General features: G+C 54.5%; 28 protein-coding genes. 6 read left to right on the plus strand and 22 right to left on the minus strand.

Annotation, left to right across the window (positions count from 1 at the left end):
• Positions 1 to 642: 642 nt before the first annotated feature.
• A complete protein-coding gene (gene araA / locus VH86_RS03770) occupies positions 643 to 2,133 on the minus strand; it encodes an L-arabinose isomerase (RefSeq protein WP_045831937.1) in 1,491 nt (496 codons plus the stop codon).
• Between the two features lie 11 nt (positions 2,134 to 2,144).
• Positions 2,145 to 3,830, minus strand: a complete 1,686-nt coding sequence (locus VH86_RS03775; RefSeq protein ID WP_045831938.1) for a ribulokinase — start codon at positions 3,828 to 3,830, stop codon at positions 2,145 to 2,147.
• A gap of 366 nt (positions 3,831 to 4,196) precedes the next feature.
• Here VH86_RS03775 and VH86_RS03780 point away from each other — a divergent pair, with 366 nt between their 5' ends.
• The 5 genes from VH86_RS03780 (at position 4,197) to VH86_RS03800 (ending at position 9,975) form a co-directional block, all read left to right on the plus strand.
• Positions 4,197 to 5,180: an arabinose ABC transporter substrate-binding protein gene (locus VH86_RS03780; RefSeq protein WP_038647214.1), complete on the plus strand. Its 984-nt coding sequence runs from the start codon at positions 4,197 to 4,199 to the stop codon at positions 5,178 to 5,180.
• 145 nt (positions 5,181 to 5,325) lie between these two features.
• Positions 5,326 to 6,846, plus strand: coding sequence for an L-arabinose ABC transporter ATP-binding protein AraG (gene araG / locus VH86_RS03785; protein ID WP_045831939.1), 1,521 nt, complete (start codon positions 5,326 to 5,328; stop codon positions 6,844 to 6,846).
• A gap of 17 nt (positions 6,847 to 6,863) precedes the next feature.
• Positions 6,864 to 7,850: an L-arabinose ABC transporter permease AraH gene (gene araH, locus VH86_RS03790; protein WP_034827386.1), complete on the plus strand. Its 987-nt coding sequence runs from the start codon at positions 6,864 to 6,866 to the stop codon at positions 7,848 to 7,850.
• An 89-nt stretch (positions 7,851 to 7,939) separates the two neighbouring features.
• Positions 7,940 to 8,857, plus strand: coding sequence for an arabinose operon transcriptional regulator AraC (gene araC / locus VH86_RS03795; protein WP_034827384.1), 918 nt, complete (start codon positions 7,940 to 7,942; stop codon positions 8,855 to 8,857).
• A gap of 77 nt (positions 8,858 to 8,934) precedes the next feature.
• Positions 8,935 to 9,975: an oxidoreductase gene (locus tag VH86_RS03800; RefSeq protein ID WP_045831940.1), complete on the plus strand. Its 1,041-nt coding sequence runs from the start codon at positions 8,935 to 8,937 to the stop codon at positions 9,973 to 9,975.
• Positions 9,976 to 10,084: 109 nt separating this feature from the next.
• On the opposite strand, the gene add is transcribed toward VH86_RS03800, so the two are convergent.
• The 19 genes from add to VH86_RS03890 form a co-directional block, all read right to left on the minus strand.
• Complete coding sequence (add, locus tag VH86_RS03805) at positions 10,085 to 11,083, minus strand: adenosine deaminase (RefSeq protein WP_045831941.1); 999 nt, start codon at positions 11,081 to 11,083, stop codon at positions 10,085 to 10,087.
• 118 nt (positions 11,084 to 11,201) lie between these two features.
• Positions 11,202 to 12,380, minus strand: a complete 1,179-nt coding sequence (locus VH86_RS03810; RefSeq protein WP_045831942.1) for a MalY/PatB family protein — start codon at positions 12,378 to 12,380, stop codon at positions 11,202 to 11,204.
• Entirely contained in the window at positions 12,377 to 13,831 is a 1,455-nt protein-coding gene (malX, locus tag VH86_RS03815; RefSeq protein ID WP_255352459.1) for a maltose/glucose-specific PTS transporter subunit IIBC, read from the minus strand. Before malX ends, VH86_RS03810 begins: the two co-directional genes overlap by 4 nt.
• The gene (locus VH86_RS03820) at positions 13,828 to 15,105 is read right to left on the minus strand and encodes a site-specific integrase (RefSeq protein ID WP_045831943.1); all 1,278 of its coding nucleotides are present in this window, start codon (positions 15,103 to 15,105) and stop codon (positions 13,828 to 13,830) included. Before VH86_RS03820 ends, malX begins: the two co-directional genes overlap by 4 nt.
• A 32-nt stretch (positions 15,106 to 15,137) precedes the next feature.
• The gene (locus VH86_RS03825; RefSeq protein WP_045831944.1) at positions 15,138 to 15,386 is read right to left on the minus strand and encodes an excisionase family protein; all 249 of its coding nucleotides are present in this window, start codon (positions 15,384 to 15,386) and stop codon (positions 15,138 to 15,140) included.
• Between the two features lie 170 nt (positions 15,387 to 15,556).
• On the minus strand, positions 15,557 to 15,850 hold the full coding sequence (locus VH86_RS03830) for a hypothetical protein (RefSeq protein ID WP_045831945.1): 294 nt from the start codon (positions 15,848 to 15,850) through the stop codon (positions 15,557 to 15,559).
• A gap of 46 nt (positions 15,851 to 15,896) precedes the next feature.
• Complete coding sequence (locus VH86_RS03835) at positions 15,897 to 16,103, minus strand: hypothetical protein (protein WP_045831946.1); 207 nt, start codon at positions 16,101 to 16,103, stop codon at positions 15,897 to 15,899.
• Positions 16,100 to 16,324, minus strand: coding sequence for a hypothetical protein (locus VH86_RS03840; protein WP_045831947.1), 225 nt, complete (start codon positions 16,322 to 16,324; stop codon positions 16,100 to 16,102). Before VH86_RS03840 ends, VH86_RS03835 begins: the two co-directional genes overlap by 4 nt.
• 260 nt (positions 16,325 to 16,584) lie before the next feature.
• The gene (locus VH86_RS03850) at positions 16,585 to 17,124 is read right to left on the minus strand and encodes a hypothetical protein (RefSeq protein ID WP_045831949.1); all 540 of its coding nucleotides are present in this window, start codon (positions 17,122 to 17,124) and stop codon (positions 16,585 to 16,587) included.
• Complete coding sequence (locus tag VH86_RS03855) at positions 17,121 to 17,363, minus strand: DNA polymerase III subunit theta (protein WP_045831950.1); 243 nt, start codon at positions 17,361 to 17,363, stop codon at positions 17,121 to 17,123. The genes VH86_RS03850 and VH86_RS03855 overlap by 4 nt, the downstream gene beginning before the upstream one ends.
• A gap of 295 nt (positions 17,364 to 17,658) precedes the next feature.
• Entirely contained in the window at positions 17,659 to 17,883 is a 225-nt protein-coding gene (locus tag VH86_RS03860; RefSeq protein WP_045831951.1) for a hypothetical protein, read from the minus strand.
• Entirely contained in the window at positions 17,876 to 18,226 is a 351-nt protein-coding gene (locus VH86_RS03865) for a hypothetical protein (protein WP_156150553.1), read from the minus strand. The genes VH86_RS03860 and VH86_RS03865 overlap by 8 nt, the downstream gene beginning before the upstream one ends.
• 9 nt (positions 18,227 to 18,235) lie before the next feature.
• Entirely contained in the window at positions 18,236 to 18,631 is a 396-nt protein-coding gene (locus VH86_RS03870) for a hypothetical protein (protein ID WP_045831953.1), read from the minus strand.
• A gap of 2 nt (positions 18,632 to 18,633) precedes the next feature.
• Entirely contained in the window at positions 18,634 to 19,533 is a 900-nt protein-coding gene (locus tag VH86_RS03875; RefSeq protein ID WP_045831954.1) for a RecT family recombinase, read from the minus strand.
• Positions 19,530 to 20,348, minus strand: coding sequence for a PD-(D/E)XK nuclease-like domain-containing protein (locus VH86_RS03880; protein WP_045831955.1), 819 nt, complete (start codon positions 20,346 to 20,348; stop codon positions 19,530 to 19,532). The genes VH86_RS03875 and VH86_RS03880 overlap by 4 nt, the downstream gene beginning before the upstream one ends.
• Positions 20,348 to 20,665, minus strand: a complete 318-nt coding sequence (locus tag VH86_RS03885) for a hypothetical protein (RefSeq protein WP_045831956.1) — start codon at positions 20,663 to 20,665, stop codon at positions 20,348 to 20,350. Before VH86_RS03885 ends, VH86_RS03880 begins: the two co-directional genes overlap by 1 nt.
• Positions 20,662 to 20,799: a hypothetical protein gene (locus VH86_RS25635; protein WP_156150554.1), complete on the minus strand. Its 138-nt coding sequence runs from the start codon at positions 20,797 to 20,799 to the stop codon at positions 20,662 to 20,664. The genes VH86_RS03885 and VH86_RS25635 overlap by 4 nt, the downstream gene beginning before the upstream one ends.
• Complete coding sequence (locus VH86_RS25640; protein ID WP_156150555.1) at positions 20,796 to 20,936, minus strand: protease FtsH-inhibitory lysogeny factor CIII; 141 nt, start codon at positions 20,934 to 20,936, stop codon at positions 20,796 to 20,798. Before VH86_RS25640 ends, VH86_RS25635 begins: the two co-directional genes overlap by 4 nt.
• A gap of 24 nt (positions 20,937 to 20,960) precedes the next feature.
• A complete protein-coding gene (locus VH86_RS03890) occupies positions 20,961 to 22,040 on the minus strand; it encodes a hypothetical protein (protein ID WP_045831957.1) in 1,080 nt (359 codons plus the stop codon).
• Positions 22,041 to 22,160: 120 nt separating this feature from the next.
• Here VH86_RS03890 and VH86_RS24895 point away from each other — a divergent pair, with 120 nt between their 5' ends.
• Positions 22,161 to 22,412, plus strand: coding sequence for a hypothetical protein (locus tag VH86_RS24895; protein WP_072050571.1), 252 nt, complete (start codon positions 22,161 to 22,163; stop codon positions 22,410 to 22,412).
• Positions 22,413 to 22,427: 15 nt separating this feature from the next.
• Here the strand turns inward: VH86_RS24895 and VH86_RS03895 are convergent, their stop codons facing one another.
• Positions 22,428 to 23,252 carry a hypothetical protein gene (locus VH86_RS03895; RefSeq protein ID WP_045831958.1) on the minus strand — a complete coding sequence of 275 codons (825 nt, stop codon included), beginning with the start codon at positions 23,250 to 23,252 and terminating at the stop codon, positions 22,428 to 22,430.
• Positions 23,253 to 23,540: the final 288 nt, after the last annotated feature.

The following is a 23,540-nucleotide window of genomic DNA, read 5'->3' on the forward strand; positions in this document are numbered from 1 at the left end:
GCCCGATCGCAAAGGAAACCCGCATCCATGCAGATCGACCGCGCCATCCCTGGCGCAAACGCTTTGCTCTTCGGGCTGACCTTTATGGGGCATTTAAGATGTTCATCGCTGTAGTCAGTGCAAGTATGATCATAGTGCTCAGATTCAGGGGAAGTTAGGTGGAGTTGCTGATGTTTCGGTGCTCAGCCCCATAAAGGCCAGCCCGATCGCAAAGGAACCCCGCATCCATGCAGATCGACCGCGCCATCCCTGGCGCGAACGCTTTGCTCTTCGGGCTGGCCTTTATGGGGCAATTAAGATGTTCATCGCTGTAATCAGTGCAAGTAGGAGAATGCTGCCAGGTTTTTTAATCCGCCAAATCGTAGCGCTGTGATGCAAGAGAACGGCGCCAGTTTTTGACCCTGGAAACCATGCAGCGGGCATGCATAAAGGAGACAAAGGTGGGCAGTGGAGTAAAGCGTACGCCGCAGGGATGCGGCGTCCGAGGCTACAGGGATGTATTTACGCCGACTTTACGCAACGCCCACCTTTGTCGACTGGACCGCACGTTTTTAGCCACAGCTCACCTTTACCGACTGAATCGCACGCTTTTAGCCACAAAAAAGCCGCGACTCAACGCGGCTTTAACCGGTAATCAAACGATCAACGCGCTAATCGGTAATACGCCTCATTCCAGCGCAACGCATCCTTGAACGCCGGCAAACGCGTATCCTCATCGATCACCAGCACTTCAATGCCGTTCAGCTCACCGTACAAATACATATCATCCAAATCCAGTGCCTGACTAAACACCGTATGGTGCGCGCCACCGGCCAGAATCCAGGCTTCGGAAGCGGTAGCCAGTGAGGGTTGTGCACGCCACAACGCACGCGCGACCGGCAACTTCGGCAGCGGTTTCGGCTGCTCAATCGCATCCACCACATTTACCAGCAAACGGAAACGATCACCCATATCAATCACACTGGCATTCACCGCGCGCCCGGCGGGTGTGGAGAAAATCATGCGCGCCGGATCGGCTTTGCCACCAATGCCGAGGAACTGCACATCAATCAACGGCTTCGCCTCTTTGGCAATCGAAGGGCACACTTCCAGCATATGGGAACCCAACACCAAATCGTTGCCCGGTGAAAAGTGATACGTGTAATCCTCCATAAATGAAGTACCGCCTGCACGATTCCCGGCCTGCACCTTCAAAATATGCAGCAGCGCGGCAGTCTTCCAGTCACCCTCACCGGCGAAACCATAACCCTGGCCCATCAAACGTTGAACGGCCAGGCCCGGCAACTGCGTCATGCCGTGCAGAGTCTGGAAATTAGTGGTAAAGGCTTTGCAGCCCTCATCATCGAGGAAACGCTTCAAACCCAGTTCAATGCGCGCCGCATCCACTACATTCTGACGCTTCTCACCATTCACGGCGGCAGCCTCGCTAAACAGATACTGGCTCTCGTATTCATCGATCAGCGCATGCACATCGCCATCACTGACGCTGTTCACCACCTCAACGAGATCACCCACGCCCCAACCGTTAACCGAATAACCAAATTGAATCTGCGCCGCCACCTTATCGCCTTCGGTCACCGCCACTTCACGCATATTGTCGCCAAAGCGCGCCACTTTCAGCTGCTGGCTGGCCTGCTTTGCTAATGCTGCATTGATCCAGCGTCCGATGCGCTGCTGGCTGGTCTTATCCTGCCAGTGGCCAGTCACCACGCTGTGCTGCAGGCCCATACGTGCGCCAATAAAGCCGAACTCACGGCCGCCATGAGCAGTCTGGTTCAGGTTCATAAAGTCCATATCCATACTGTCCCACGGAATTTCTGCGTTGAATTGAGTATGGAATTGCAGCAATGGCTTATTCAGGATACTCAGCCCACCAATCCACATCTTGGCCGGTGAAAAGGTATGCAGCCAGGTAATGATCCCCACACAATTGCTGTCGTGATTGGCTTCGCGGCACAGCGCCAGCGCTTCATCCGGTGATTTCACCAGTGGCTTCAACACCAGCGGCACCGGCAGCGTGCCCGCCTGGTTCAAACCGTCCATCACCTGGCGCGCGTGATGTTCGACCTGGCGCAAGGTTTCCGCTCCGTAGAGATGCTGAGTCCCAATCACAAACCAAACGTTCTGTTCCATTTCTCGCTCCTTTACTTAGCGGATGCGGCGCGGGCGGCATACTGAGGTTCAGCGGCCTGGCACCAGTTCTGATAGCGTTGATAAAGCTGTTGATAGCCCGCTACGCGCAGGCTGTTAGGCTGCAAGGTCACGGCGATCGGACTCGCCATCACCTGCTGTGCGGCAGGGACGTCGGCATACACCTTCGCGGCGACGGCGGCAAAAATGGCGGCGCCCAGCGCGCAGCATTCGTCAGAAGCCACGATATCCAGCGGGCGGTTCATCACGTCGCAGCATGCCTGCATAATGGCGGGAGACTTACGTGCGATGCCGCCAAGCGTCAGAATGCTCTCCACCGGAATCTGTTGTTTCTCGAAGCACTCCATTATGGCGCGGGCACCAAACGCCGTGGCGGCCACCAGACCACCAAACAATGCAGGCGCGTCAGTGCCGAGATTCAAATCGGTGATCACGCCTTTCAGGCGCTGATTGGCATCCGGCGTACGACGCCCGTTGAACCAATCCAGCACCACGGGCAGATGATCGAGCTGTGGATCAGTAGCCCAGGCTTCGGTAAGGGAGCGGATCAAATCCTGCTGCATTTCGGCGAGTTGCGGCTGCAACTCAGGATGGCGTGCCACGGCCTGCTGCAGCGGCCAGCCCAGCAAACGACTGAACCAGGCGTAAATATCGCCAAACGCGGACTGACCGGCTTCGCAGCCGATAGCACCCGGCACGACACTGCCATCCACCTGGCCGCAAATGCCTTTAATTGCGCGATCGCCTACTTTCTCACTATCAGCAATCAAAATGTCGCAGGTTGAGGTGCCAATCACTTTCACCAGCGTATAGGGCTGCGCACCTGCACCCACCGCGCCCATGTGGCAGTCAAAAGCACCACCGGAGAGAATCACCTGTTCAGACAGTCCCAAACGCTGCGCCCATTCGGCAGACAACGTACCCACCGGCACATCAGCAGTGAAGGTGTCGGTAAATAGCGGGGAATCCAACTGCTCGACCAACATCGGATCAAGGGCACGGAAAAAGTCCGCAGGCGGTAGGCCATGCCATTCAGGATGCCACAGCGATTTATGCCCGGCAGCACAGCGTCCACGCCGCAACTGCGCCGGGGCGGTGCGACCGCTTAACAGTGCCGGTACCCAATCGCAGAGTTCCACCCAAGACACTGCAGCATCACGCACCGCAGCATCCTGGCGTGACACATGCAGAATCTTGGCCCAGAACCACTCCGACGAATACACACCGCCGATATAGCGGGTGTAATCGGTGAAATGACCGTTGCGGCACAGCTGATTAATCTCTTCCGCTTCTTCAATCGCGGTGTGATCCTTCCACAGCACAAACATGGCGTTGGGATTGGTCGCAAACTCCGGACGCAAGGCTAACACGTTGCCATCGCGGTCAATCGGGGCAGGGGTTGAGCCGGTTGAATCGACGCCAATACCCACCACCAAAGCCCGCTGTTCCACTGTTAACGCTTGCACCACCGCCACGATCGCCTGCTCCAGCGCATCAATGTAGTCCTGTGGATGATGACGAAAACGGTTGGCATGCGCATCACAGAATTGCCCCTGCGCCCAACGCGGATAGTTCACCACCGCGGTTTCCAGCTCTTGACCACTGCGGCAATCCACGGCGAGGGCACGCACCGAGTCACTGCCAAAATCCAGCCCAATTGTTATGGCGCCAGCACCCATTGGGATTCTCCTGTGTGAGTTATCTGGCTCTATCCTGGAATGCGGGGGCATAAGCCGTTAGTCATCGCTGGCTGAGAATATGCACTTTTCTGCCATCGGCGAGGTTATGTGATCGGCAGCAAAAGTTAATGACTGGTTAATTTCGCTGAATATATGGAGGAATTAGTCATCGTTTGGGGATGTGATACCGCTCTACATTTTTCTTCGCCAATACCGCTACAACTAGCCCAGCGTTTGCACAGCCTTTGTACAACCTTTGAGCTAACGCGCTGATTTTGCGCTGTACCCAAACGTGAAATCCAATTGGTAGCGTTTACACCGATTCGTTATTAACAGCGATAAAACACCATTGTGCCGGAGAGCATCATGCATAAATTCACTAAAGCGCTGGCGGCGGTAGGTCTCGCCGCGGTTATGTCACAATCCGCTATCGCCGAAACCATGAAACTCGGTTTCCTCGTCAAACAACCGGAGGAACCCTGGTTCCAGACGGAATGGAAGTTCGCTGATAAAGCCGGCAAAGATCTCGGCTTCGACGTCATCAAAATCGCGGTGCCTGACGGCGAGAAAACCCTCAATGCCATCGACAGCCTGGCGGCGAGCGGTGCAAAAGGCTTCGTGATCTGTACACCGGACCCGAAACTGGGTTCAGCCATCGTGGCGAAGGCGCGCAGCTATGGCCTGAAAGTGATTGCGGTTGACGATCAGTTCGTCACCGCCAAAGGCAAGCCGATGGACACGGTGCCGTTGGTGATGATGGCGGCGACCAAAATCGGTGAGCGTCAGGGCCAGGAACTCTATAAAGAGATGCAGAAGCGCGGCTGGGATGCGAAAGAGACCGGCGTGATGGCGATTACCGCCAATGAGTTGGACACCGCGCGTCGCCGCACCGGCGGTTCGATGGAAGCGCTAAAAGCAGCCGGATTCCCGGAGAAGCAGATCTATCAGGTACCCACCAAATCCAACGACATTCCCGGTGCGTTTGATGCCGGTAACTCGCTGCTGGTACAGCATCCCGAGGTGAAACACTGGCTGATTGTCGGCATGAATGACAACACCGTGCTGGGTGGCGTACGCGCGACTGAAGGCCAGGGCTTTAAAGCGCCAGACGTGATCGGCATTGGCATTAACGGCGTGGATGCGGTGAGCGAACTCTCCAAAGGGGCGCCAACCGGCTTCTATGGCTCACTGCTGCCAAGCCCGGATGTGCACGGTTATAAGAGCAGTCAAATGCTCTACAACTGGGTGACCAAAGGGGAAGAGCCCGCTAAGTTCACCGAAGTCACCGATGTGGTGCTGATTACCCGCGACAACTTCAAAACTGAGTTGGCGAAGAAAGGGCTGATGTAAGTCGCCTGAATGATAAACGCAGCCTCCATCCCTGGTGTTGCAGCAGGTTGGCCACCGCGTTTGCTCCCGTGTCGCTCGTCGCTGGGACAAATGTGCGAAGCCAACGCGGCAATGGCGCGAAGGATGGGGGCGAAGAGGAGTTTCCATGGAAACTGATCAAGCCTTTCTGTCCTTTCATGGCATCAGTAAAACCTTTCCGGGCGTAAAAGCGCTGCAGGATATTTCATTCCAGTGCCGCGCCGGGGAAGTGCATGCGCTGATGGGCGAAAACGGCGCGGGAAAGTCCACGCTGTTAAAGATTCTCAGCGGCAGTTATCAGCCGACTGAAGGTGAGATTCGCATCAAAGGCGAAGTGAAAAGCTTCAACAACACTGTGGATGCGCTGGATGCGGGCGTGGCGATCATCTATCAGGAGCTGCATCTGGTGCCGGAGATGAGCGTGGCGGAGAACATCTATCTCGGACAGTTGCCACACAAACGCGGATTGGTGAATCGCAAATTGCTGCGGTATGAAGCCGATCTGCAGCTTAAAAATCTCGGCATGGATATCGATCCAGACATGCCGCTGAAATATCTGTCGCTCGGTCAGTGGCAGATGGTGGAGATTGCCAAAGCGCTGGCGCGTAATGCGCGCATCATCGCCTTTGACGAGCCGACCAGCTCACTGTCTGCACGTGAAATCGAGCATCTGTTCCGCGTCATTCGTCAGCTGCGCGATCAGGGCCGCACCGTGCTGTACGTGTCGCATCGTATGGAGGAAATCTTTGCCCTCAGCGATGCCATCACCGTGTTCAAAGATGGTCGCTACGTGCGCACCTTCACCGACATGCCGAACACCCATCATGACGATCTGGTACAGGCGATGGTCGGGCGTAACCTCGGCGATATTTACGGCTATACGCCGCGCGCATTGGGTAAAGTCCGTTTGCAACTTGATCAAGTAGAGGCCAAAGGCGTGCGCATGCCAATTTCGCTGACGGTACGAGCTGGTGAAATTGTTGGCCTGTTTGGATTGGTTGGTGCGGGGCGCAGTGAATTGATGAAGGGGCTGTTTGGTGCGACCAAACTGCGTGGCGGCAGCGTGTCGCTGGATGGCAAAAAGCTCAACATTCGCCAGCCAATCGATGCGATTCGCGCGGGGATCATGCTGTGTCCGGAAGATCGTAAATCCGAAGGGATTATTCCGGTGCACTCGGTGCGCGACAACATCAATATCAGCGCGCGCCGCCATAATCTCACGGCGGGGTGTCTGATCAAACCCGGCTGGGAGGCGAAAAACGCCGATCTTCATATCCGATCGCTCAACATCAAAACGCCTGGCCCGCAACAGCTGATCATGAATCTGTCGGGAGGCAATCAGCAGAAAGCGATTTTGGGTCGTTGGTTGTCCGAAGAGATGAAAGTGATTCTGCTGGATGAACCGACGCGCGGCATTGATGTCGGTGCCAAGCATGAAATCTATAACCTGATTTACCAACTGGCGAATAAAGGGATCGCGGTGCTGTTTGCTTCCAGCGATCTGCCCGAAGTGATGGGCCTGGCTGACCGTATCGTGGTGATGCGTGAAGGTGAGATTGCCGGAGAACTGCCACACGACGCGGCCACGGAGCAGCTGACGCTGAGCCTGGCGATGCCGAAAACCCCTCAAGCGGCCGCCGTGGCCTGATGTAAAGGAGAACAACAATGGCTTCATCTACCACTTCCAACACACCACCGGTGCAGCGTAACGGCCTGCAGCTGGGGCGTATCTGGGATAATTTCGGCATGCTGGTGGTTTTCGCGCTGCTGTTTATCGTTTGCGCCATCTTCGTACCCAATTTTGGCACGTTCATTAATATGAAAGGGCTGGGACTGGCCATGTCGATGTCCGGCATGGTGGCCTGCGGCATGCTGTTCTGCCTCGCTTCTGGCGATTTTGACCTCTCCGTGGCCTCGGTGATTGCCTGCGCCGGTGTGGTGACCGCGGTGGTGATCAACATGACGGAGAGTCTGTGGTTGGGCGTCGCGGCCGGTTTGGTGCTCGGTATGGCCACCGGATTTATTAATGGCTTTGTGATTGCCCGGCTAAAGATCAATGCGCTGATCACCACGCTGGCAACCATGCAGATTGTGCGTGGTCTGGCGTATATCTTCTCTGACGGTAAAGCGGTCGGCATTGAGGATGAACGCTTCTTCACCCTCGGCTATGCCAACTGGCTCGGCTTACCAGCGCCCATCTGGCTGACCATCGCTACCATGATTGTGTTTGGTTTCGTGCTAAATAAAACCACCTTTGGTCGCAATACGCTGGCGATTGGCGGTAATGAAGAAGCCGCACGTCTGGCCGGGGTGCCGGTGGTGCGCACTCGCATCATCATTTTCATTCTCTCGGGACTGGTCTCGGCGGCGGCGGGGATTATTTTGGCTTCGCGCATGACCAGTGGTCAGCCGATGACCTCACTCGGGTATGAACTGATTGTGATTTCAGCCTGTGTGCTGGGCGGCGTTTCGCTGAAAGGCGGCATCGGTAAGATTTCTTATGTGGTGGCGGGCGTACTGATTCTGGGTACGGTTGAGAATGCGATGAATTTATTGAATATCTCGCCGTTCTCACAGTATGTGGTGCGCGGTTTGATACTGTTAGCGGCGGTGATTTTTGACCGCTACAAACAGAAAAACAAAGCGGCCTGATCCCAGCCGTGAAAAATGATGCAGGGCGGCCATCCGGTCGCCCATCTGGCGCGAACCACTGCGCATTTACAGGTTACCATGAGGGCACTATGTACCATCGTGAACCCCCCAGTGAGCAGCAAAATCCACTGCTACCCGGCTATCCGTTTAATGCCTGGCTGGTGGCGGGCTTAACGCCAATCAATGCCAACGATCAGCTGGACTTCTTTATCGACCGGCCGCTCGGCATGAAAGGTTACATCCTCAATCTGACCATCAAAGGCCAGGGGCGGATTTTTGATGGAGAGTCGGCGTTTGACTGCGAGCCCGGCGATTTGCTGCTGTTTCAGCCGAAAACTCCGCACTATTACGGCCGTTCCCCTGACAGCCCATGCTGGTTCCATCGTTGGGTCTATTTCCGTCCGCGTGCCTACTGGACGGATTGGTTGCAGTGGCAGGATGAGAGTCAGGGCGTGGGGCGGTTACGTTTGCCAGAAGCGCAACGTGCCGAGTTTGACCGCCTGTTCGCCAGCATTGAACAGACCCACAATTCGGGTCGTCGCTTTGCCGAGGAACTGGCAATGAATCTGCTGGAGCGCTTGTTGTTGCGCGCGGTGGAGGAAGATCCGCGCAGCCATCAGCAAATTCGCGATCCGCGCGTGATTGAGGCCTGTCAATACGTCACTAACCATTTGGCCAGTGAGGTCAAAATCGAGGAAGTGGCGCGCCACGTGTGCCTTTCCCCGTCACGGCTGGCGCATCTGTTTCGCGAGCAGATGGGGATTAATCTGCTGCGCTGGCGCGAAGATCAGCGGGTCATCCGCGCCAAACTGTTGCTGCAAACCACGCAGGAGCCGATTGCCTCGGTCGGGCGCGAAGTGGGTTATGACGATCAGCTCTATTTCTCTCGCGTCTTCCGTAAACGGGTGGGCGTCAGCCCCAGTGATTTCCGCCGCCGCAGTCAGGATGCGCACGATGCCTTAGTGGCTCAGGAGAGCTGGCAACCGGCACGGAGTGCGATCTCCTGAGTTTTCAGCTGATTCCGCCTTGTTGTTACTGGCTGATTCGTCTTAAATCAGTCTGGTAACGAACAAGAGGAATGAGAATGAGCGATAAATTACGTGTCGGCCTGATTGGCTACGGTTTTGCCAGCAAAACCTTTCATGCTCCTTTGATCGTCGGCACGCCAGGCGTTGAATTGGCAGCCGTCTCCAGCAGCGACGCCAGCAAGGTGCATGCCGACTGGCCCTCGGTGCAAGTGGTTTCCGATCCACAAGCCCTGCTGGATGACCCGACACTGCAACTGATTGTCATACCGACGCCAAATGATACTCACTTCCCGTTAGCCAAAGCGGCACTGAATGCCGGTAAACATGTGGTGGTGGATAAGCCCTTTACCGTGACACTGTCACAAGCGCGTGAGCTGGATGCACTGGCCAAAGCCAAAGGGCTGCTGCTCTCCGTATTCCACAACCGCCGCTGGGACAGTGATTTTCTGACGTTGAAAACCTTGCTAGCTGATGGCGCCTTAGGTGATGTGCGCTATCTCGAATCGCATTTTGACCGTTTCCGCCCCGAAGTTCGTCAGCGCTGGCGCGAAATGAAAGGCCCGGGCAGCGGTATCTGGTTTGATCTTGGCCCCCATGTGCTGGACCAGGCGCTGCAATTGTTTGGCCCGCCGGTGGCGATCGCTGTGGATATGGCTGAACTGCGCCCTGGCGCGCAAACCACCGATTATTTCCATGCGGTGCTGACTTATCCCACTCGTCGGGTAGTGTTACACGCCAGCATGCTGGTGGCGGCAGAATCTGCACGTTTTGTGGTGCACGGCACGCGGGGCAGCTACGTCAAATATGGTCTGGATCCGCAGGAAGATCGCCTGAAAGCAGGTGAACGTCCTCCGCAGGAAGACTGGGGCTATGATATGCGCAATGGCACTCTGACGCTGGCAGAAGGTGACGTGATGGTGGAGAAAGAACTGCTGACTCTGCCGGGTAACTATCCGGCGTACTACGCGGCGATTCGCGATGCGATTGCGGGCACCGGAGATAACCCAGTCCAGGCTGAAGAGGCGATTCAGGTGATGGAGTTGATTGAACTCGGCTTACAGTCCGCTGAGAAGCGCCAGACGATGTCGCTGAAGTGACGGAGTAAATGCATACGCCAGGGTGATGTCACTCAAAAAGGGCCTCACCCTAACGTGCGATGTGATTTAAAGGTGCGCAACGAAGCGCACCTTTTTGCTTTTGAGGTAATTACCCCGCCACGCGCTGACGCAGGGCAGCTTTCTCTGCCTCACTGAGGAAGGCAATCGTCACACCATTTTCCTGTGCCTGACGCATATCTTCAGAGGTTAATCCTGCCTGCGGCGCAGCGTGCTGGTATTCATGCGCCAGCTCAATACCCTGAACCGCCGGATCATCGGTATTAATGGTGGCGAGAATACCGTGTTGCAGGAAGGCTTTCAGCGGATGAGTGGCCAGTGAAGCTACTGTGCTGGTCTGAATGTTGGAGGTCAGGCAGGATTCAATACCAATGCGCTGCTCTGCCAGGAAATCCATCAGTGCGCGATCTTCAATCGCTTTTACGCCATGGCCAATACGCTCAGCGCCGAGTTCGCGAATCGCCTGCCAGATGCTTTCCGGGCCAGCGGCTTCACCGGCGTGCACGGTAATACGGAAGCCGGCATCGCGCGCGCGATTGAAGTGGCTGAGGAATTCACTGCCCGGGAAGCCAAGCTCATCACCGGCCAGATCGACAGCGGTAATGCCATCACGGTGTGCCAGCAAACCTTCCAGTTCGCGCAGGCAGGCTTCGTCACCGAAGGTGCGACTCATAATGCCGATCAGGTTCACATCCACGCCGTACTGTTTTACGCCCGCGCGTACACCATCAATCACGGCTTCTACCACACCAGCGATCGGCAGGTTGTGCGTCATCGCCATATAGCCCGGTGAGAAACGCAGTTCTGCGTAGTGAATGCCAGCACGTGCGGCATCTTCCACGTTTTCCAGCGCGATGCGGCGGCAGGCATCCAAATCGCCCAACACCTTGACGCCCCAGTCCAGTTTCTGCAGGAAGCTCACCAGATCGGGTTCATTGGCTGTGACTTGCACATGCGGACGCAGTTCGTCGAGCGAGTTAGCGGGCAGCGTGAGGTTAAACTGGCGACCTAAATCAAGGATGGTTTGTGCGCGGATGTTACCATCAAGGTGGCGGTGAATGTCGGTCAGGGGGAGTTTCAGGTCAATCATGTCGCACTCGCTAAAGTTTCATAAAGTGCAGAGCATTATAAAAACATCTTGCGCAACAGCGCCAGTGATTTGCGCAAACTGTGAAATGGATGCTGAATTAATCAGCATCCGAACGCCTTTAACACGATTTTAAAGCCGCAATCAGACGATCCAGTCCATCATCGAGTTTACTGCGCGGACAACCGGCATTGAGCCGCAGATATCCCCGACTGGCTTCACCATAGGTTGAACCCGGCATGATCGCGACTTTGTACTGATGAATCAGCCGATGTTGCAATGTCTGTTCATCAATGCCCAACGGTTTGAGATCAATCCATGCCAGATAGGTAGCGGCAGGGGGCTGCCAGTTAAGCGCAGGAAACGCCGCATTCAATCGTTGCGCAATGTGCTGCATATTCCCCTGTAGATAATCGCGCAGTCCATCCAACCAGGCTTCACCTTCACGATACGCGGCAATGGTGGCAGCCACAGCCATCACCGCCGGTGACGATAAGCCATCCTGCTGTTTCAGTGCGTGGAACCAGGCCTGACGATCGGTTTCATGCGGAATGATGCCCCAGGCACCGGTCAGTGCCGGGATGTTGAAACTCTTCGATGCCGACGTGAATAACGCCCAGGGAGATTGCGCCACCTGGCTCCACGGGATGTGGTCTGCATCGCTCAACACCATATCCATATGGATCTCATCGCTGATCACTTTCACATCGTAACGCGCACAGAGCGCGGCCATTTGCTGTAACTCCTCACGCTGCCACACTTTGCCGGTAGGATTGTGCGGGCTGCACAGCAGCATCACTTTGCAATCGGGTCGCGCCAGTAATTGTTCCAGCCGTGTCATATCACACTGCCAGTCATTACCCTGACGCTGTAGCGGCAGTTCTAGCACGCGGCGCTGATTACCGTTGATAGTGTTATAGAACGCATCGTAGGCGGGCGTATGAATCAGCACTTCATCGCCGGGTTTTGTCCAGTGGCGCATCATTTGCGCCACCATGTAGATTACTGACGGTCCATAAACCAGTGATTGCGCCTCAATGTCGGTGGCAAAACGGCTGCGCATCCAGTGCTGGATCGCCGAGGTGAAATCATTGTGCTGCCAGCGGCTGTAGCCCAATACGCCATGGTTCAAGCGCTGTTGCAACGCCTCAATGATGCAGGGCGCCGTCGCGAAATCCATATCGGAGATGGTGAAGGGCAATAAGCCCTCCACATCGAAGCGATCCGCTACAAAATCCCACTGCGTGCACCAGCTACCGTGACGATCCACGACAGGGTCGAAATCAAACCTCTGCATCATGACGCCGTCGCACTCATCAGATGTGCCATTTCATCTTTCACAGACTGCACTTGTGGACCGATGACCACTTGCAGGCTGGTTTGATTAAGGTGCACCACACCAATTGCACCGTTGGCTTTTAACGCGGCATCGTCCACCTTACTCATGTCAGCAATGGTGAGGCGCAGACGCGTCAGGCAGTTATCCAGCGAAGTGATGTTGTCCACGCCGCCCAACGCCGCCAGAATCGCCGGGGTGTTGTAACCTGATTTCCCCACGCCCGCGCGGCTGACCTGCTGCTCCACGCTGCTGGTTTCTGCTTCGCGACCCGGAGTCTTGATGTTGAAGCGGGTAATAGCAAACCGGAAGATCGCGTAGTAACCCACGAACCACACCGCGGCAATGACCGGCACCCAATACCATTTGGTAGAGAGGCCGTGCAGCACGCCGAACACGAAGAAGTCGATAACGTTGCCGTCGGTGTTACCGATAGTCACGCCGAGTATCGCCATCACGGTGAAGCCCAGACCCGTCAACAGGGCGTGGATCAAATACAGCACCGGAGCCACGAACAGGAACAGGAATTCGATCGGTTCAGTGGTGCCGCCGACGACGCAAGCCACCACACCAGAAATCAGCAGCCCTTTAATTTTGTGACGATTTTCGGGACGGGCACAGTGATAAATCGCCAGTGCCGCACCCGGTAAACCACCGAGGAAGGCCGGCATTTTGCCTTGCGACAGGAAACGCGTGGCGCTTTCCGCAAAGCCGTGAGTATCCGGGCAAGCCAGCTGCGCCTGGAAGATGGTCAGGGCACCGCTGACGCTTTTGCCGCAGACGTCGAGCGTACCGCCCGCATCGGTGAAGCGAATAATAGCCACCAGAATATGCTGCAGACCAAACGGCAGCAGCAGGCGTTCGCCGGTGCCGAAGATCATCGGGCCAAATTCACCGGCACTGTTGATCATCCAGCCGAGACCGGTGATGGCGCGCGCAAAGAAGGGCCAAATCAGCGGAACCACTAAGCCGAGCAAACCCATCACCACGGTGGTGACAATCGGCACAAAGCGCGTGCCACCGAAGAAGGCGAGTGCATCCGGCAGGCGAATGTTGTGGAAGCGTTCATGCAGCCAGAACACCACCACACCAACGATCACCGCGCCCAGGATACCGGTATCAATGGACTGGATGCCAAGGATATTTTGAACGTTGTTGGCTTTCAGCACCGCCGCGTCGGTGGTGGGAAGAATGCCATTGATATTGAGCCAGAAGTTGACGCTCAGGTTCAGAACTGCATAGCCGACGAATCCGGCAAAGGCAGCGACGCCTTTGTTCTCCCGCGCCATGCCCAGTGGAATCGCAATGGCGAACATCACTGGCAGATAGCTGAAGGCAAATGAACCCAGCTTCGCCATCCAGATGAATAACGACTGAGGGAGAAAGTGAGTTAAAAAACAGGATGTTACGTTCAGGCGGTTTTACTGTGGGGCATCTGAGGGGCATTTCGTGAAAATTCAGCGTTCAAAACCGCCATTTGATCCAGGTTGTTCTCTGTCATCCATTTTCCATAAACGGTATAAAGCATCTGTGCTGAAGAGTGGCCCATCTGGTTAGCGACAAAGTTCGGGTTGACTCCGGCACTCAATGCCCAGCATGCAAACGTGTGGCGCGTTTCGTAGGCTTTGCGGTGTCGAACTCCAGCCCGGCGCAAAATGGTTCGCCATGCTGCTCCGAGTGATCCATTAGTGTAGTAATCCTCTGATCTGCCATTCATCGCGGTAAGGTGCGGCGAAAAAATAAAGGTGCAAAGGTCAATACGCTTTTCACCGTTCTGCCTCAGATGAACCTTGATTTCGTGCTGCTTACCCATCCGTGTCAGTGACATCTGGCGTTTAAGAGCATCAATCGCTGGAACTGACAGTTGAACCGTACGGATCCCTGACTCTGTCTTTGGTGGCGTGAAGTGATTAGCTAACGCCTCGCCGCGAACAATTTTTGCCGTCCAGTTGACCGTGTCGATGTCTTCCCAGGCTAAAGCGTAAATCTCCCCGTGTCGCATACCCGTGTTCACTGCGAATATGATCATGTTCTGCATCTGTTCGGAAGGGCACATATCTAATACGCGCTCATACTCTTCGCGGGTAAGCGGATCAGGATTTGGCTTTTCCTTCTTGAGCGGGGATACCCCATCAAGTGGGTTTTGTTCCATATAACCATTCCGCACTGCGAACATAAACATCCCCTTCATGCAGGCGATATAACCATTCACAGTTGTTGCTTTTCTTCCTTCCAGTGGCCGGTGGTCTCTTCCCCTGGGGCGCTGATACCCGTTCAAAAGCATCTTTCTCGCCTGAAGCATGTCTTCCTGGGTAATGCTGTTTGCATACCGTTGCTCACCAAGCACCTCAAATACCGATTTGATATATGAGTGATAGTGGATACGCGCCGTCTTTGTCAGCTCAAGCTCCTTCAGCGACATCCACTTTTGAGCTAACTGTGACAACGTCACTGGCTGCCTTTTCCCTCCGAATTTTTCGACGTTAGCAGAATCAGGAAATTGTCTGCTGTAATCGAAATTCCCCGTTTTGATCGCATAGCACACCGATGTGCGCAGCTCTCCAGCTACCTTCCTGTTCTTGGGAGTGTCCGGCACACCAAGACTCTCCCTTACACGCTTGCCCTGATAAATAAACCAGATGCGCAGAGACCCTCCATGGTTCTCTACTCCGGTTGGATAGCTTGCCATTCGCTTTCCTCGGTTGTTGATGGAGTCGCCATTTAAGCAGAAATTTTTCTGCGGATCGCTGGGCGCTGCTTCTCGATCCAGTGATTTATCTCTGGCAGGCAATACATAATGGTGCTGTTTTCTTTCGGCGCGAGGTCTGGCGATACATGCTTATACTCGCGACCTTCCATCCAGGTTGAGCGGCGCGCATGCTGGATCATGTGCTTGGTCATGCCGGTTACTGTGGTGAGAACAGATTCAGACACCCATTTATTGGGTGCCAGTTGAATAACGTTTTCCATTGGCTCTCCGTATGTTGGTATATGACAACAAAAGTGGTTAATCGGGTGATATGTGGCTATATGGCAACATTACTTGGGTTCAGGCCATAGCCAGGCGATGATGATTGCGATTGAGAGCGATCCCCACTGAAGCAGGTCGCCCAGCGTGATGGTTTCGTCGCAGGTGGTGGTCACAATATGCCTTTGCGGTACTCCGCCTCGATGGGGTGCTCTTTAGCCACCGCCTCAATCACGCCACCAAGAATCTGACGATTAACCTTGCCAATTGGCGAGTCGGGATTGATATCGAGTCCGGCCAGCGGCTTTAATCGTGATGCCTCGCGCTCAATTAAATCCGCCCGCTTCGCATCGACAAGTTGAATCACTTCGTCGAAGTGTTCTTCGCATGAAGTGAAGCCCCGATATTCATATGCGCTGTAGCCGTCGAGCATTTTCTTGCAGCGGCAACACTGATATTCAGACATAACAACTCCTCACGCAGAGCGCGATAAAGGTTAATTGGGAGGGGGATTAGTGGCTGGCGTGCCGCTCGCGTTCTTTCTTTGTAGCGTATCGCCACGTGTAACCGCGATGTGACTTGGCGCGGCCACTGATTGCTTCTTTGATGCTGGAACGGTGAAAGCCCGGCGCGTAATATGCTGAACGGAAATACACCTGCTCGCCGGTCTCTTTGTGAGTACCGACAACAGCCATTTGACGTGATGGCATTTCTTTCACTTCGACATCTCCTTTTCAAGCTGGCGCACGTAATAAACCAACCATGATTTAGGCCGGAATGTGTTGGGTGGCAGGCAGTCAATGGTTTTGGCGTGGTGGTCAAGAATGGTGGTGATGATGCGATCGTGTTCTGACTTAGGCCTGCCATCAATGGCGGTGCGGATTTCCGTTCTGCACTTACGCGCTACGGCCCTTAACGCGTTTTCGGTGGCGGGCGTCATGCCACCTTTCTTTGCCGCTGTGCCCACAATTCCCTAGCATGGTCCTCGCAACACTCTTTTGAGCAATAGCTTGTCCCTTCAAGTGATGGCTCGCCGCAGTCGCCATTCCGGCAAATTTCCGATCGCGGCGCGGGTATCGGCCGATTCTTGACGGCTAAATCGTTGTTGAAGCTTTCGAGGTCTGCAGCCTCATCTGCTATGTCAGCCATGCTATTTCTCCAGATTTTTGGCGTAAAAAAACCTGCCTGAGCAGGTTTCTGTTAATCTTCTTCGTCACAAAGGTCTTCATCATCGCAATATTTAAAATCAAAAAATCTTCTACTCGCCGCCCACAATGAGCTTGCCTCTATTTGCTCCATCGTTGGCTCTTTCCGGTCTAATGAAGCCGGCACCATTTCACACATATAGGCTTTAACTTCCTCTGTAAGCTGATCGCGGAAGTACCTTATGTATTTTGAAGTGAGCTTTTCATCATCAGCCGATACCTCTAAGATTCTGCTTTTGGCGGAACCAAGAGAATGAGCTACATTTGACGCTTGAAAAAAACTAAGTTCAGAAGGGTATACCCGCCTCGCATTATCGTTAGCTCGCTCTGCATCGGACCTGAGCAATTCATATAGATGCTTCTCTCGCTCAAAAGCATGTAGATCCTCCTGGTGGACTCTGGATTCCTCCTGTGAAAGCCTTGACTCTCTTGCACTTTTATTGCTTTGAGATGCGGCGTAAGCGGCTATGATGGCTGCAGCAAGAGTGCCAGCTGCCGAGATAAGGTCTATATAATCGCCGTGATGCCAACTCAAACTTTATCCTCCTTCTGATAAACCGGATCGCTGCCGCGCGGGAATTGCAACGCGACATTCCTGTAATGCTGCAGGCGCTCTTTGAAGTATTCGCGCAATGCTTCCGGCTGCTGCATCTCCACTTCCATGGCGATAACCGGTAGATTCATGCGCTCTTTAAACGCAACACCAGACGCGGCTAAATCCACGTTTATCTTGTCGCGCTCTTCTCTGCTGCGTGCTGCTAAGTTGTGAGACATCAGGATTGCCACCCATAACCGTCTCGACCGCCTTCATGCATCCATTCATGACCGCATTCCTCGCACAAATAATATGTGTCATCTGTACCGCGGCCATGAAAGCGCGCGCTTACAGCCTTTTTGTTTGGGTCGATGATCATGCATGGTAGCGGGGCTGCACGGCGGCCTTTTGGTTGTTGCTCGCAAACTTTACAAGTCATGGCAATCCTCCTTTTGGTTGAGGATTATTTATACCACCATTAACCAGTAACATTGGGATTGAAATGAAAAGTCGCGGCTATCGGTAGGTGAGCACTCAAGTGGTGCTGTCGGTGGGCTTGCGAATTATGAGGTATTCGCCGCTGTCGATGTCCTGCAACCAGTCCGCATCGGTCACGTAATCGCACGTTGCCTCAATGGTGCCAACTGGCTCACTAAACGCCTTGCGCAGCGCCAGCAGCTCCTTTGCTATGTCCTGAGCTTCATCAAGCCACGGGTCGCCGCTTTCAGCTATCTCTGCCAAACGCTCATCGCTAATCATCGCTGCCACCTTTAGTTGCAGCGGCGCGCTTCAGGTGCTCATCGATAGCATCGTCAAGCGACATGTCATATGGCAGCCCTGTGGTTAGGCGGTCGAACTTAGGCTCGTTGAAACACAATCCACGAACGCAGTGATAATCATCCGCATCCCACATATCGACATCGAAAAATTGTGACAGAAACTCATAGCGCTTCTGGTCTGCTTCCGCCTCATCCAGCTTTTGCTGCAACGCGGCAATCTGCATCCTTAGTCCATCACCACAACTATGTGAACCACTTTGACCTCTGCGCCACGAAAATCCGCAGTCGCAATTAAACGTGTCACCAGTTTCAATTACGTTCATACTTACCCCTTATTCACCAACCGGCCACAGGCCAGCCTTGATTAATCTGGCGCGGCGCTGTGCCGCCTCTGTGTTTATGCGCTGGCTGTCATTGGTAGCCATGCCGAAAGCGCGCCATGAAACGACGATTGCCTTCGGGTTCTTGTGAGTGATGCGCTTAGTGCTGACTAGCGTGTAAGTGAAGTCGGTGCACCCATCTACCGGCACCGGGTCGCTTGCGGTAATCACCGCCGTCTCACCGCGCAGGCAGCCTCGCATGATGCTGTTGAACTGTCCCAGCGACATATGAAAAAGGACGCTTAATTCGCGCCCTGTTTTTGGTCCCTTACTCAACTGCCAGACGGCTCGCTCCTTGAAGCCGCTGTTGGGCGCAGCGTTGCGCCGGTACTGTGCAAGTTTGCGCATCGCTACGCCCCCGCTTCATCCAGTTCGGCTTTGCGGATCAGGTAAACGTCAGTGGCTTTCTCGAGATGCCCGGCGCTGTCAGCCAGTACCTTCGCCGCGTACTTGTAGAAGCGGTCGAGATTCGAAACAGAGTCAGCATTGGCTGAAGCTTCGGTGAAATCGGCCAGCAGCTGATCCGGCGTGCGCGGTGCATCATTGGTGCTCGTCGTCGGGTTAATTTCGCGCTCAGGCTGCTGTGTTTCGGGCTTGTTGTTGATCAGGTTATTCAGGTCGGCACGGCTGCGCGCCGGGGTGACATCGCGCTCCGCACGCTGCTGTTGTTCAAACTCGTCTGGCGTGTAAACACCGAGAATCACGTCAGGGCAGTACAGGCGAGCCCAGTATTTGACGGCCAGATAAGCCAGTTGCTGCTTTGGTGCCGTTTTCCATAGCGGAGAATTTCGGGTAGTGACGTACTCCATGAAAAGCGGCTCGCCCCAGGTGATTTCCGCTTCACCGCGCAGCACGGCGCCGACGCGCACAAACAGGCCACGCTCGTTGGATGCGTTCGCTGCGCCCGGCTTAAACTTTTCCCAGTCGCCGCCATACTCGTATTTGAAGCGACCCTGAACGGCTGTTGAACTGGTGATCACCGCATTGACCAACTGAGCCTCATAGCCCAGCGTGCCGTTCACCAGATGCGTTTTCTGCGCGACTGCGTAAGGGTTCATTCCCCACTGTGCCGCCTGCAGTGCAATAGCCAAGCAGTCAGCAGGCTTCCCGGCCAGATGTGCCGGTACCGTTGCGCGGCCTTCTGCCATGACATTGGCAAACGCCTGTAACTTCTGCAGGCCGCTCGGGCTGAAGATGGCTGCCTTAGTGTCAGCCTCATTGACTGGTGACTGCGTCAGTTCGTTGCTCATGCGTAATCCTTTCTCTTAGCCCACTCAGGGCGCGTGATTTCTTCAATGCCGCCCCAGTTACCGGACTGCATGCATTCGTGGTAGGCGGTCAGGTCGCGGCGGAACAGGTCATAACCCACAGCAACGTCGTCCTCGCCGAGCTGGAACACGCGTACCGGGTACCGTCCGCAGTCAATCGACTCGCTGACGGCGATGAAAACGAACAGGGGATATTCGCCGAAATGCTTGCTGTAGCCTTCGCGGTAGTAGGCGTCCTGAACGTGATAACGAAACTCTTCGACGTGGCGCGCAAAGCGGCTCATGTCTGCCACTTTCTTCACGTCCACGATTACCGGCTGGCCGGTCAGGAATTTGTCAGGGCGTATACGGCACAATTCACCGGTCTGCTCATCTTTCCAGTAAATCGACGCTTCCTGATGGCCTTCCGCTTCTAGCAGCCAGCGAGCGGCGGGGTGGGCGAGGGCGCTGGCGCGCATTAACTTCAGTTTTCGCCCCTGTTCGGCATCCATGACTGTCATGCCAAGCCCTGAGCAGTATTTCAGAAACGCCTGCTCGTTTGCTTTTCCCTCATTGGTGCGGCGGTTGAACTCCGGCGCCACAATAAAGCGTTTATCGAACTCTTCCGGCTCAAGCAGAAGGCAGTGCAGCGCTGTGCCCATGTCGAGGGCCGCTTTCTTCTCTTCGTCTTCTGGCGCTTCTTTGCGCCACTGGAAGATGGCAGGGTTGATAGCGATGTCGTCCAGCTGTGATTTACTGATGCCGGCACCGTGGTGATACGCCTCGTTGCTGATGTCGAAGTAAATACCTGGCTCCATCACGCCACCTCGTCGTAACTGTGTTTGTGCTTCCAGATTTCAATTGCCCGCTCGCGCTTAGCGGCGGTGATCATCATGTCGCGCATGAATGCGTCAGCGGCCATCTCCAGTTCATCATCCATGTCAAACATGCCCATGGCTTCGTGATCGAAATGGCGAAGCAGGTAAGCGCAGGCTGGCGCCACAATTGGGCTCATGTGCCGCTGATCCAGAATATTGTCAACGCGCGCCGCGATGATCTGCAGCTCGTCATCAGGCAGGCTGTCGGCAATGGCCTGAACCTCTTTGCCGTCTTTATCGTGCAACCGGAATTTCATTTGCGCTCTCCCATGCCGATAGCCTTCAGCATCTGGTTGATGAATGTGAAATCCTTTGTCTGCTCCAGCATTTGGCGCTGGCGCTCAAGCTCTTCCTGTTGCTTCTGATACTGCTTAGTCTGCTGCTGGCTCATGGCTGCCCCGGCTGAATTAAAGTGTCCATAAGTGAGCGCCAGCCAGAACGAATACGGCTAACGATGCGGTCTAATTGAGACGTGTTGAAACTGAAGTCACCCATGTGGGTGGCCCCAGCGATAGCAAATGCCTGCATGGGTGATTCCTTGGTATTGGTTGATTAATAGGTGATGCTGGTATGTGGGATGTTGCCGTCTTTGATTTGCGTCAGAACGTCAATGGCCTGTCCGCGGGTTAATCCGGCGTTGGCGATCAGCGCGTTTACGACAGCGGTTCCGATCGTCTTTCTGTGCGCCTCATTGGCTGCACGCGCTGCGGCTTCTTCGGCGACACGCTTCTCTTGAGCCAGGCGATTACGCTCGGAATCTACGGCGCGCTGGCGCTCTTCTTCAACAGCACGCTGCTTGTCCTGCTCAGCACGTTGTGCTGCCTGTTGCTTTTCTTGCTCAGCCTGCTGGATAGCTGCCAAACGATTCTGCTCAGCAAGGTCTGCGGCAGCTTGTAATTCACGCTCGCGTTGCGCCGCTGCGTCTCGCTCCTGCTGCTGCTTTAATTCAGCCTGACGATTAGCCTCTTCGACTGCATCACGCTTCAACTTCTCTTCGTGATCTCGGCGCGCTTGCTCTTCCGCTTCTTTGCGGAGGCGTTCGAGTTCAGCGGCCTGATCTTCACGCTGCCTAGCAACGATGGTTGCGGCTTCCAGCTTCTGCACCGTGGCATCCTTCGCCACACCTGCTTCGGTAGCGATTTCCTGCCAGGTGTCGTCCAGCGTCACCGCTTTGGCTTCACTGAGACGCGCCTGAATATCCTTAGACGGCAGGTAGTTACCACCATCATCAATCACATCAGCCAGCGCCCTGAGGTCAGCCAGTCGCTGCTGCAATGCCTGCTTGCGTTCGTCCTCAGCCTGCTCCCATTCGGTGAGCGGGCGGCGGGTTTCGTCGCGGATGGCATCGCACTCGGACACGAAGCGGCGAAGTTCTGCTTCCACTTCCTTCGGCAACTCTTTCAGTCGCTTCAGGTAGTCTCGGCCGGGCTTTTCAATCGCTGTCTTGCTGCGAGAAACCTGCGCCGCCAGCGATGCCACACGTGCACGACCCTTGGCAGTCCTTAGGTCTGGCACTTCGTTTACTGAGTTGCGAATCTCATCGAGATAAGCATTAAGGCCGTTTGGCACATACAGCGATGGTGCCTGCTCTGGCTTAATTTCCAGTACAGCTAAATCCGTTGTTTCACTCATTTCCTTCTCCTGCGGGCAAAAAAAATACCCGCACAGAGGCGGGTGTATTTAGGAAATCCCTATCACAGCGAGATTAATTACCGGGTTGTAACAAATCAGAGGGTTAGGGATTATCAAATCATGACTACATATCGCGTAAGAGTGGGTTTTCATAACCCGACAGGCCTGACTTTCAGGCAGCTTGATGAAGCACTGGAACCCCTCCGTTTCTTCCGTACAGATACGAACGGTGGCAACTTCCGTTATTATATGGAGTACGAGTATCAGTCAGATTTAAGGAGCATTTGCGATGTTTGTGAGCTGGCCTATTCTCAAGCCTGTAAGGTGAGAAAATGTCCACTGATTCTTGTTGAAGCCAAACATAAAAATTAACCCGCTCGGGCCGGGCTAGTCTTCGATGTAATTCCAGTTTTCGTCGTATCCATACGCCTTGGGATCGACATCTGGCCTGCTAAGCCTGAATGCAAATTCAGTCCATTTTCGCTTTTCATCTGGTGATTGATCTCCCCACCTTGGAGCAATGTCGCAGGAGTGAATTAGGTCGCCCTTGATGTGATACTGACCACAATTAGAACCGGTATCTTCATCTGCATAACGAATATGGAATTCAAGGTGAGGGAAGCGTTTCGCCATTTCCTCAAAAATCGGGTTGGGGCTAGCCCACGCAGTATCAAATTGGATCTGCAATTCAGCGCCTGATTCAGCGTGGCGATTGAGGCGCTTTTTGAATAGTCGCTTGGCGTAAGCCGTGACATGCGTTTTGCGATGAAGGTAACCGCGTTTAACTCTTTCCTTTACCTCTGGAACCGGCATTGAAACGTCATATGCATTCCACTTGGTTCCCCACTTCACGCGCGACCAATCGTACCAGGAATAAAACCCGTAACGGCTTTTGTTCTCTACGCGAAGTTGAGCCTGATGAATCACATTTTTGATGTAGCTTGCTTTCGAACCGCGCTGGCGAAGCTTTTTAGTAACTTCAGCCACAGTCATGATTTCACCAAAATAGAAGTCGGCCATCGGTTTTCCAGCAATCGCTGATGCCATCATCTCAACGTCGCTGCTTTCATCGATATGCATGCTTTTTGGCATACGAGTGATGTTATTGAAGTCGATGCGGCCGTATTTATTGGTAACTGAGCGAATGAATGCTGCTCGCTCTTTATTTGTGCCGCCAATGACGGTCACCTCGTTGGTAATGTGATTTGGCATACTCACCTCTTAAATGTCTGCTGCGCCCACGCCGTTAACACGGCACCTTACTCAACCAACCAGCCACCATAAGCAAAGCAATAACCAGCCAGACTATGGCGTTCTCTGTGTTGCTCATGGGTGGCTCCAGTAAAAAGGCCGCCTAAGCGACCTGCGATGCCCACTGACGGGCTTGCTGTCTGTTGCGCCACGCTAACTTGACCGACAGGTCGTGAACACCATCACCGCGCACCGACGCTTTGCACTTGCCGCGGTAGGTTGCGTAATCATCCAGACATTCAGCTGCGA

Source organism: Pantoea sp. BL1, assembly GCF_000963985.1.
GTDB lineage: Bacteria > Pseudomonadota > Gammaproteobacteria > Enterobacterales > Enterobacteriaceae > Pantoea > Pantoea rwandensis_B.

Bases quoted from the DNA above. Each gene is read 5' to 3' on its own strand.
- VH86_RS03890 (WP_045831957.1), bottom strand. From the start codon at position 22,040: ATGAGTGAAACAACGGATTTAGCTGTACTGGAAATTAAGCCAGAGCAG.
- VH86_RS03855 (WP_045831950.1), bottom strand. From the start codon at position 17,363: ATGTCTCACAACTTAGCAGCACGCAGCAGAGAAGAGCGCGACAAGATA.
- VH86_RS25640 (WP_156150555.1), bottom strand. From the start codon at position 20,936: ATGCAGGCATTTGCTATCGCTGGGGCCACCCACATGGGTGACTTCAGT.
- VH86_RS03825 (WP_045831944.1), bottom strand. From the start codon at position 15,386: ATGGAAAACGTTATTCAACTGGCACCCAATAAATGGGTGTCTGAATCT.
- VH86_RS03860 (WP_045831951.1), bottom strand. From the start codon at position 17,883: ATGATTAGCGATGAGCGTTTGGCAGAGATAGCTGAAAGCGGCGACCCG.
- VH86_RS03830 (WP_045831945.1), bottom strand. From the start codon at position 15,850: ATGTCTGAATATCAGTGTTGCCGCTGCAAGAAAATGCTCGACGGCTAC.
- add (WP_045831941.1), bottom strand. From the start codon at position 11,083: ATGATTGACCTGAAACTCCCCCTGACCGACATTCACCGCCACCTTGAT.
- VH86_RS03885 (WP_045831956.1), bottom strand. From the start codon at position 20,665: ATGAAATTCCGGTTGCACGATAAAGACGGCAAAGAGGTTCAGGCCATT.
- araA (WP_045831937.1), bottom strand. From the start codon at position 2,133: ATGGAACAGAACGTTTGGTTTGTGATTGGGACTCAGCATCTCTACGGA.
- VH86_RS03870 (WP_045831953.1), bottom strand. From the start codon at position 18,631: ATGCGCAAACTTGCACAGTACCGGCGCAACGCTGCGCCCAACAGCGGC.
- VH86_RS03820 (WP_045831943.1), bottom strand. From the start codon at position 15,105: ATGGCAAGCTATCCAACCGGAGTAGAGAACCATGGAGGGTCTCTGCGC.
- VH86_RS03775 (WP_045831938.1), bottom strand. From the start codon at position 3,830: ATGGGTGCTGGCGCCATAACAATTGGGCTGGATTTTGGCAGTGACTCG.
- araG (WP_045831939.1), top strand. From the start codon at position 5,326: ATGGAAACTGATCAAGCCTTTCTGTCCTTTCATGGCATCAGTAAAACC.
- VH86_RS24895 (WP_072050571.1), top strand. From the start codon at position 22,161: ATGACTACATATCGCGTAAGAGTGGGTTTTCATAACCCGACAGGCCTG.
- VH86_RS03865 (WP_156150553.1), bottom strand. From the start codon at position 18,226: ATGAACGTAATTGAAACTGGTGACACGTTTAATTGCGACTGCGGATTT.
- VH86_RS03895 (WP_045831958.1), bottom strand. From the start codon at position 23,252: ATGCCAAATCACATTACCAACGAGGTGACCGTCATTGGCGGCACAAAT.
- araH (WP_034827386.1), top strand. From the start codon at position 6,864: ATGGCTTCATCTACCACTTCCAACACACCACCGGTGCAGCGTAACGGC.
- VH86_RS03875 (WP_045831954.1), bottom strand. From the start codon at position 19,533: ATGAGCAACGAACTGACGCAGTCACCAGTCAATGAGGCTGACACTAAG.
- VH86_RS25635 (WP_156150554.1), bottom strand. From the start codon at position 20,799: ATGAGCCAGCAGCAGACTAAGCAGTATCAGAAGCAACAGGAAGAGCTT.
- VH86_RS03810 (WP_045831942.1), bottom strand. From the start codon at position 12,380: ATGATGCAGAGGTTTGATTTCGACCCTGTCGTGGATCGTCACGGTAGC.
- VH86_RS03880 (WP_045831955.1), bottom strand. From the start codon at position 20,348: ATGGAGCCAGGTATTTACTTCGACATCAGCAACGAGGCGTATCACCAC.
- araC (WP_034827384.1), top strand. From the start codon at position 7,940: ATGTACCATCGTGAACCCCCCAGTGAGCAGCAAAATCCACTGCTACCC.
- VH86_RS03780 (WP_038647214.1), top strand. From the start codon at position 4,197: ATGCATAAATTCACTAAAGCGCTGGCGGCGGTAGGTCTCGCCGCGGTT.
- VH86_RS03800 (WP_045831940.1), top strand. From the start codon at position 8,935: ATGAGCGATAAATTACGTGTCGGCCTGATTGGCTACGGTTTTGCCAGC.
- VH86_RS03840 (WP_045831947.1), bottom strand. From the start codon at position 16,324: ATGACGCCCGCCACCGAAAACGCGTTAAGGGCCGTAGCGCGTAAGTGC.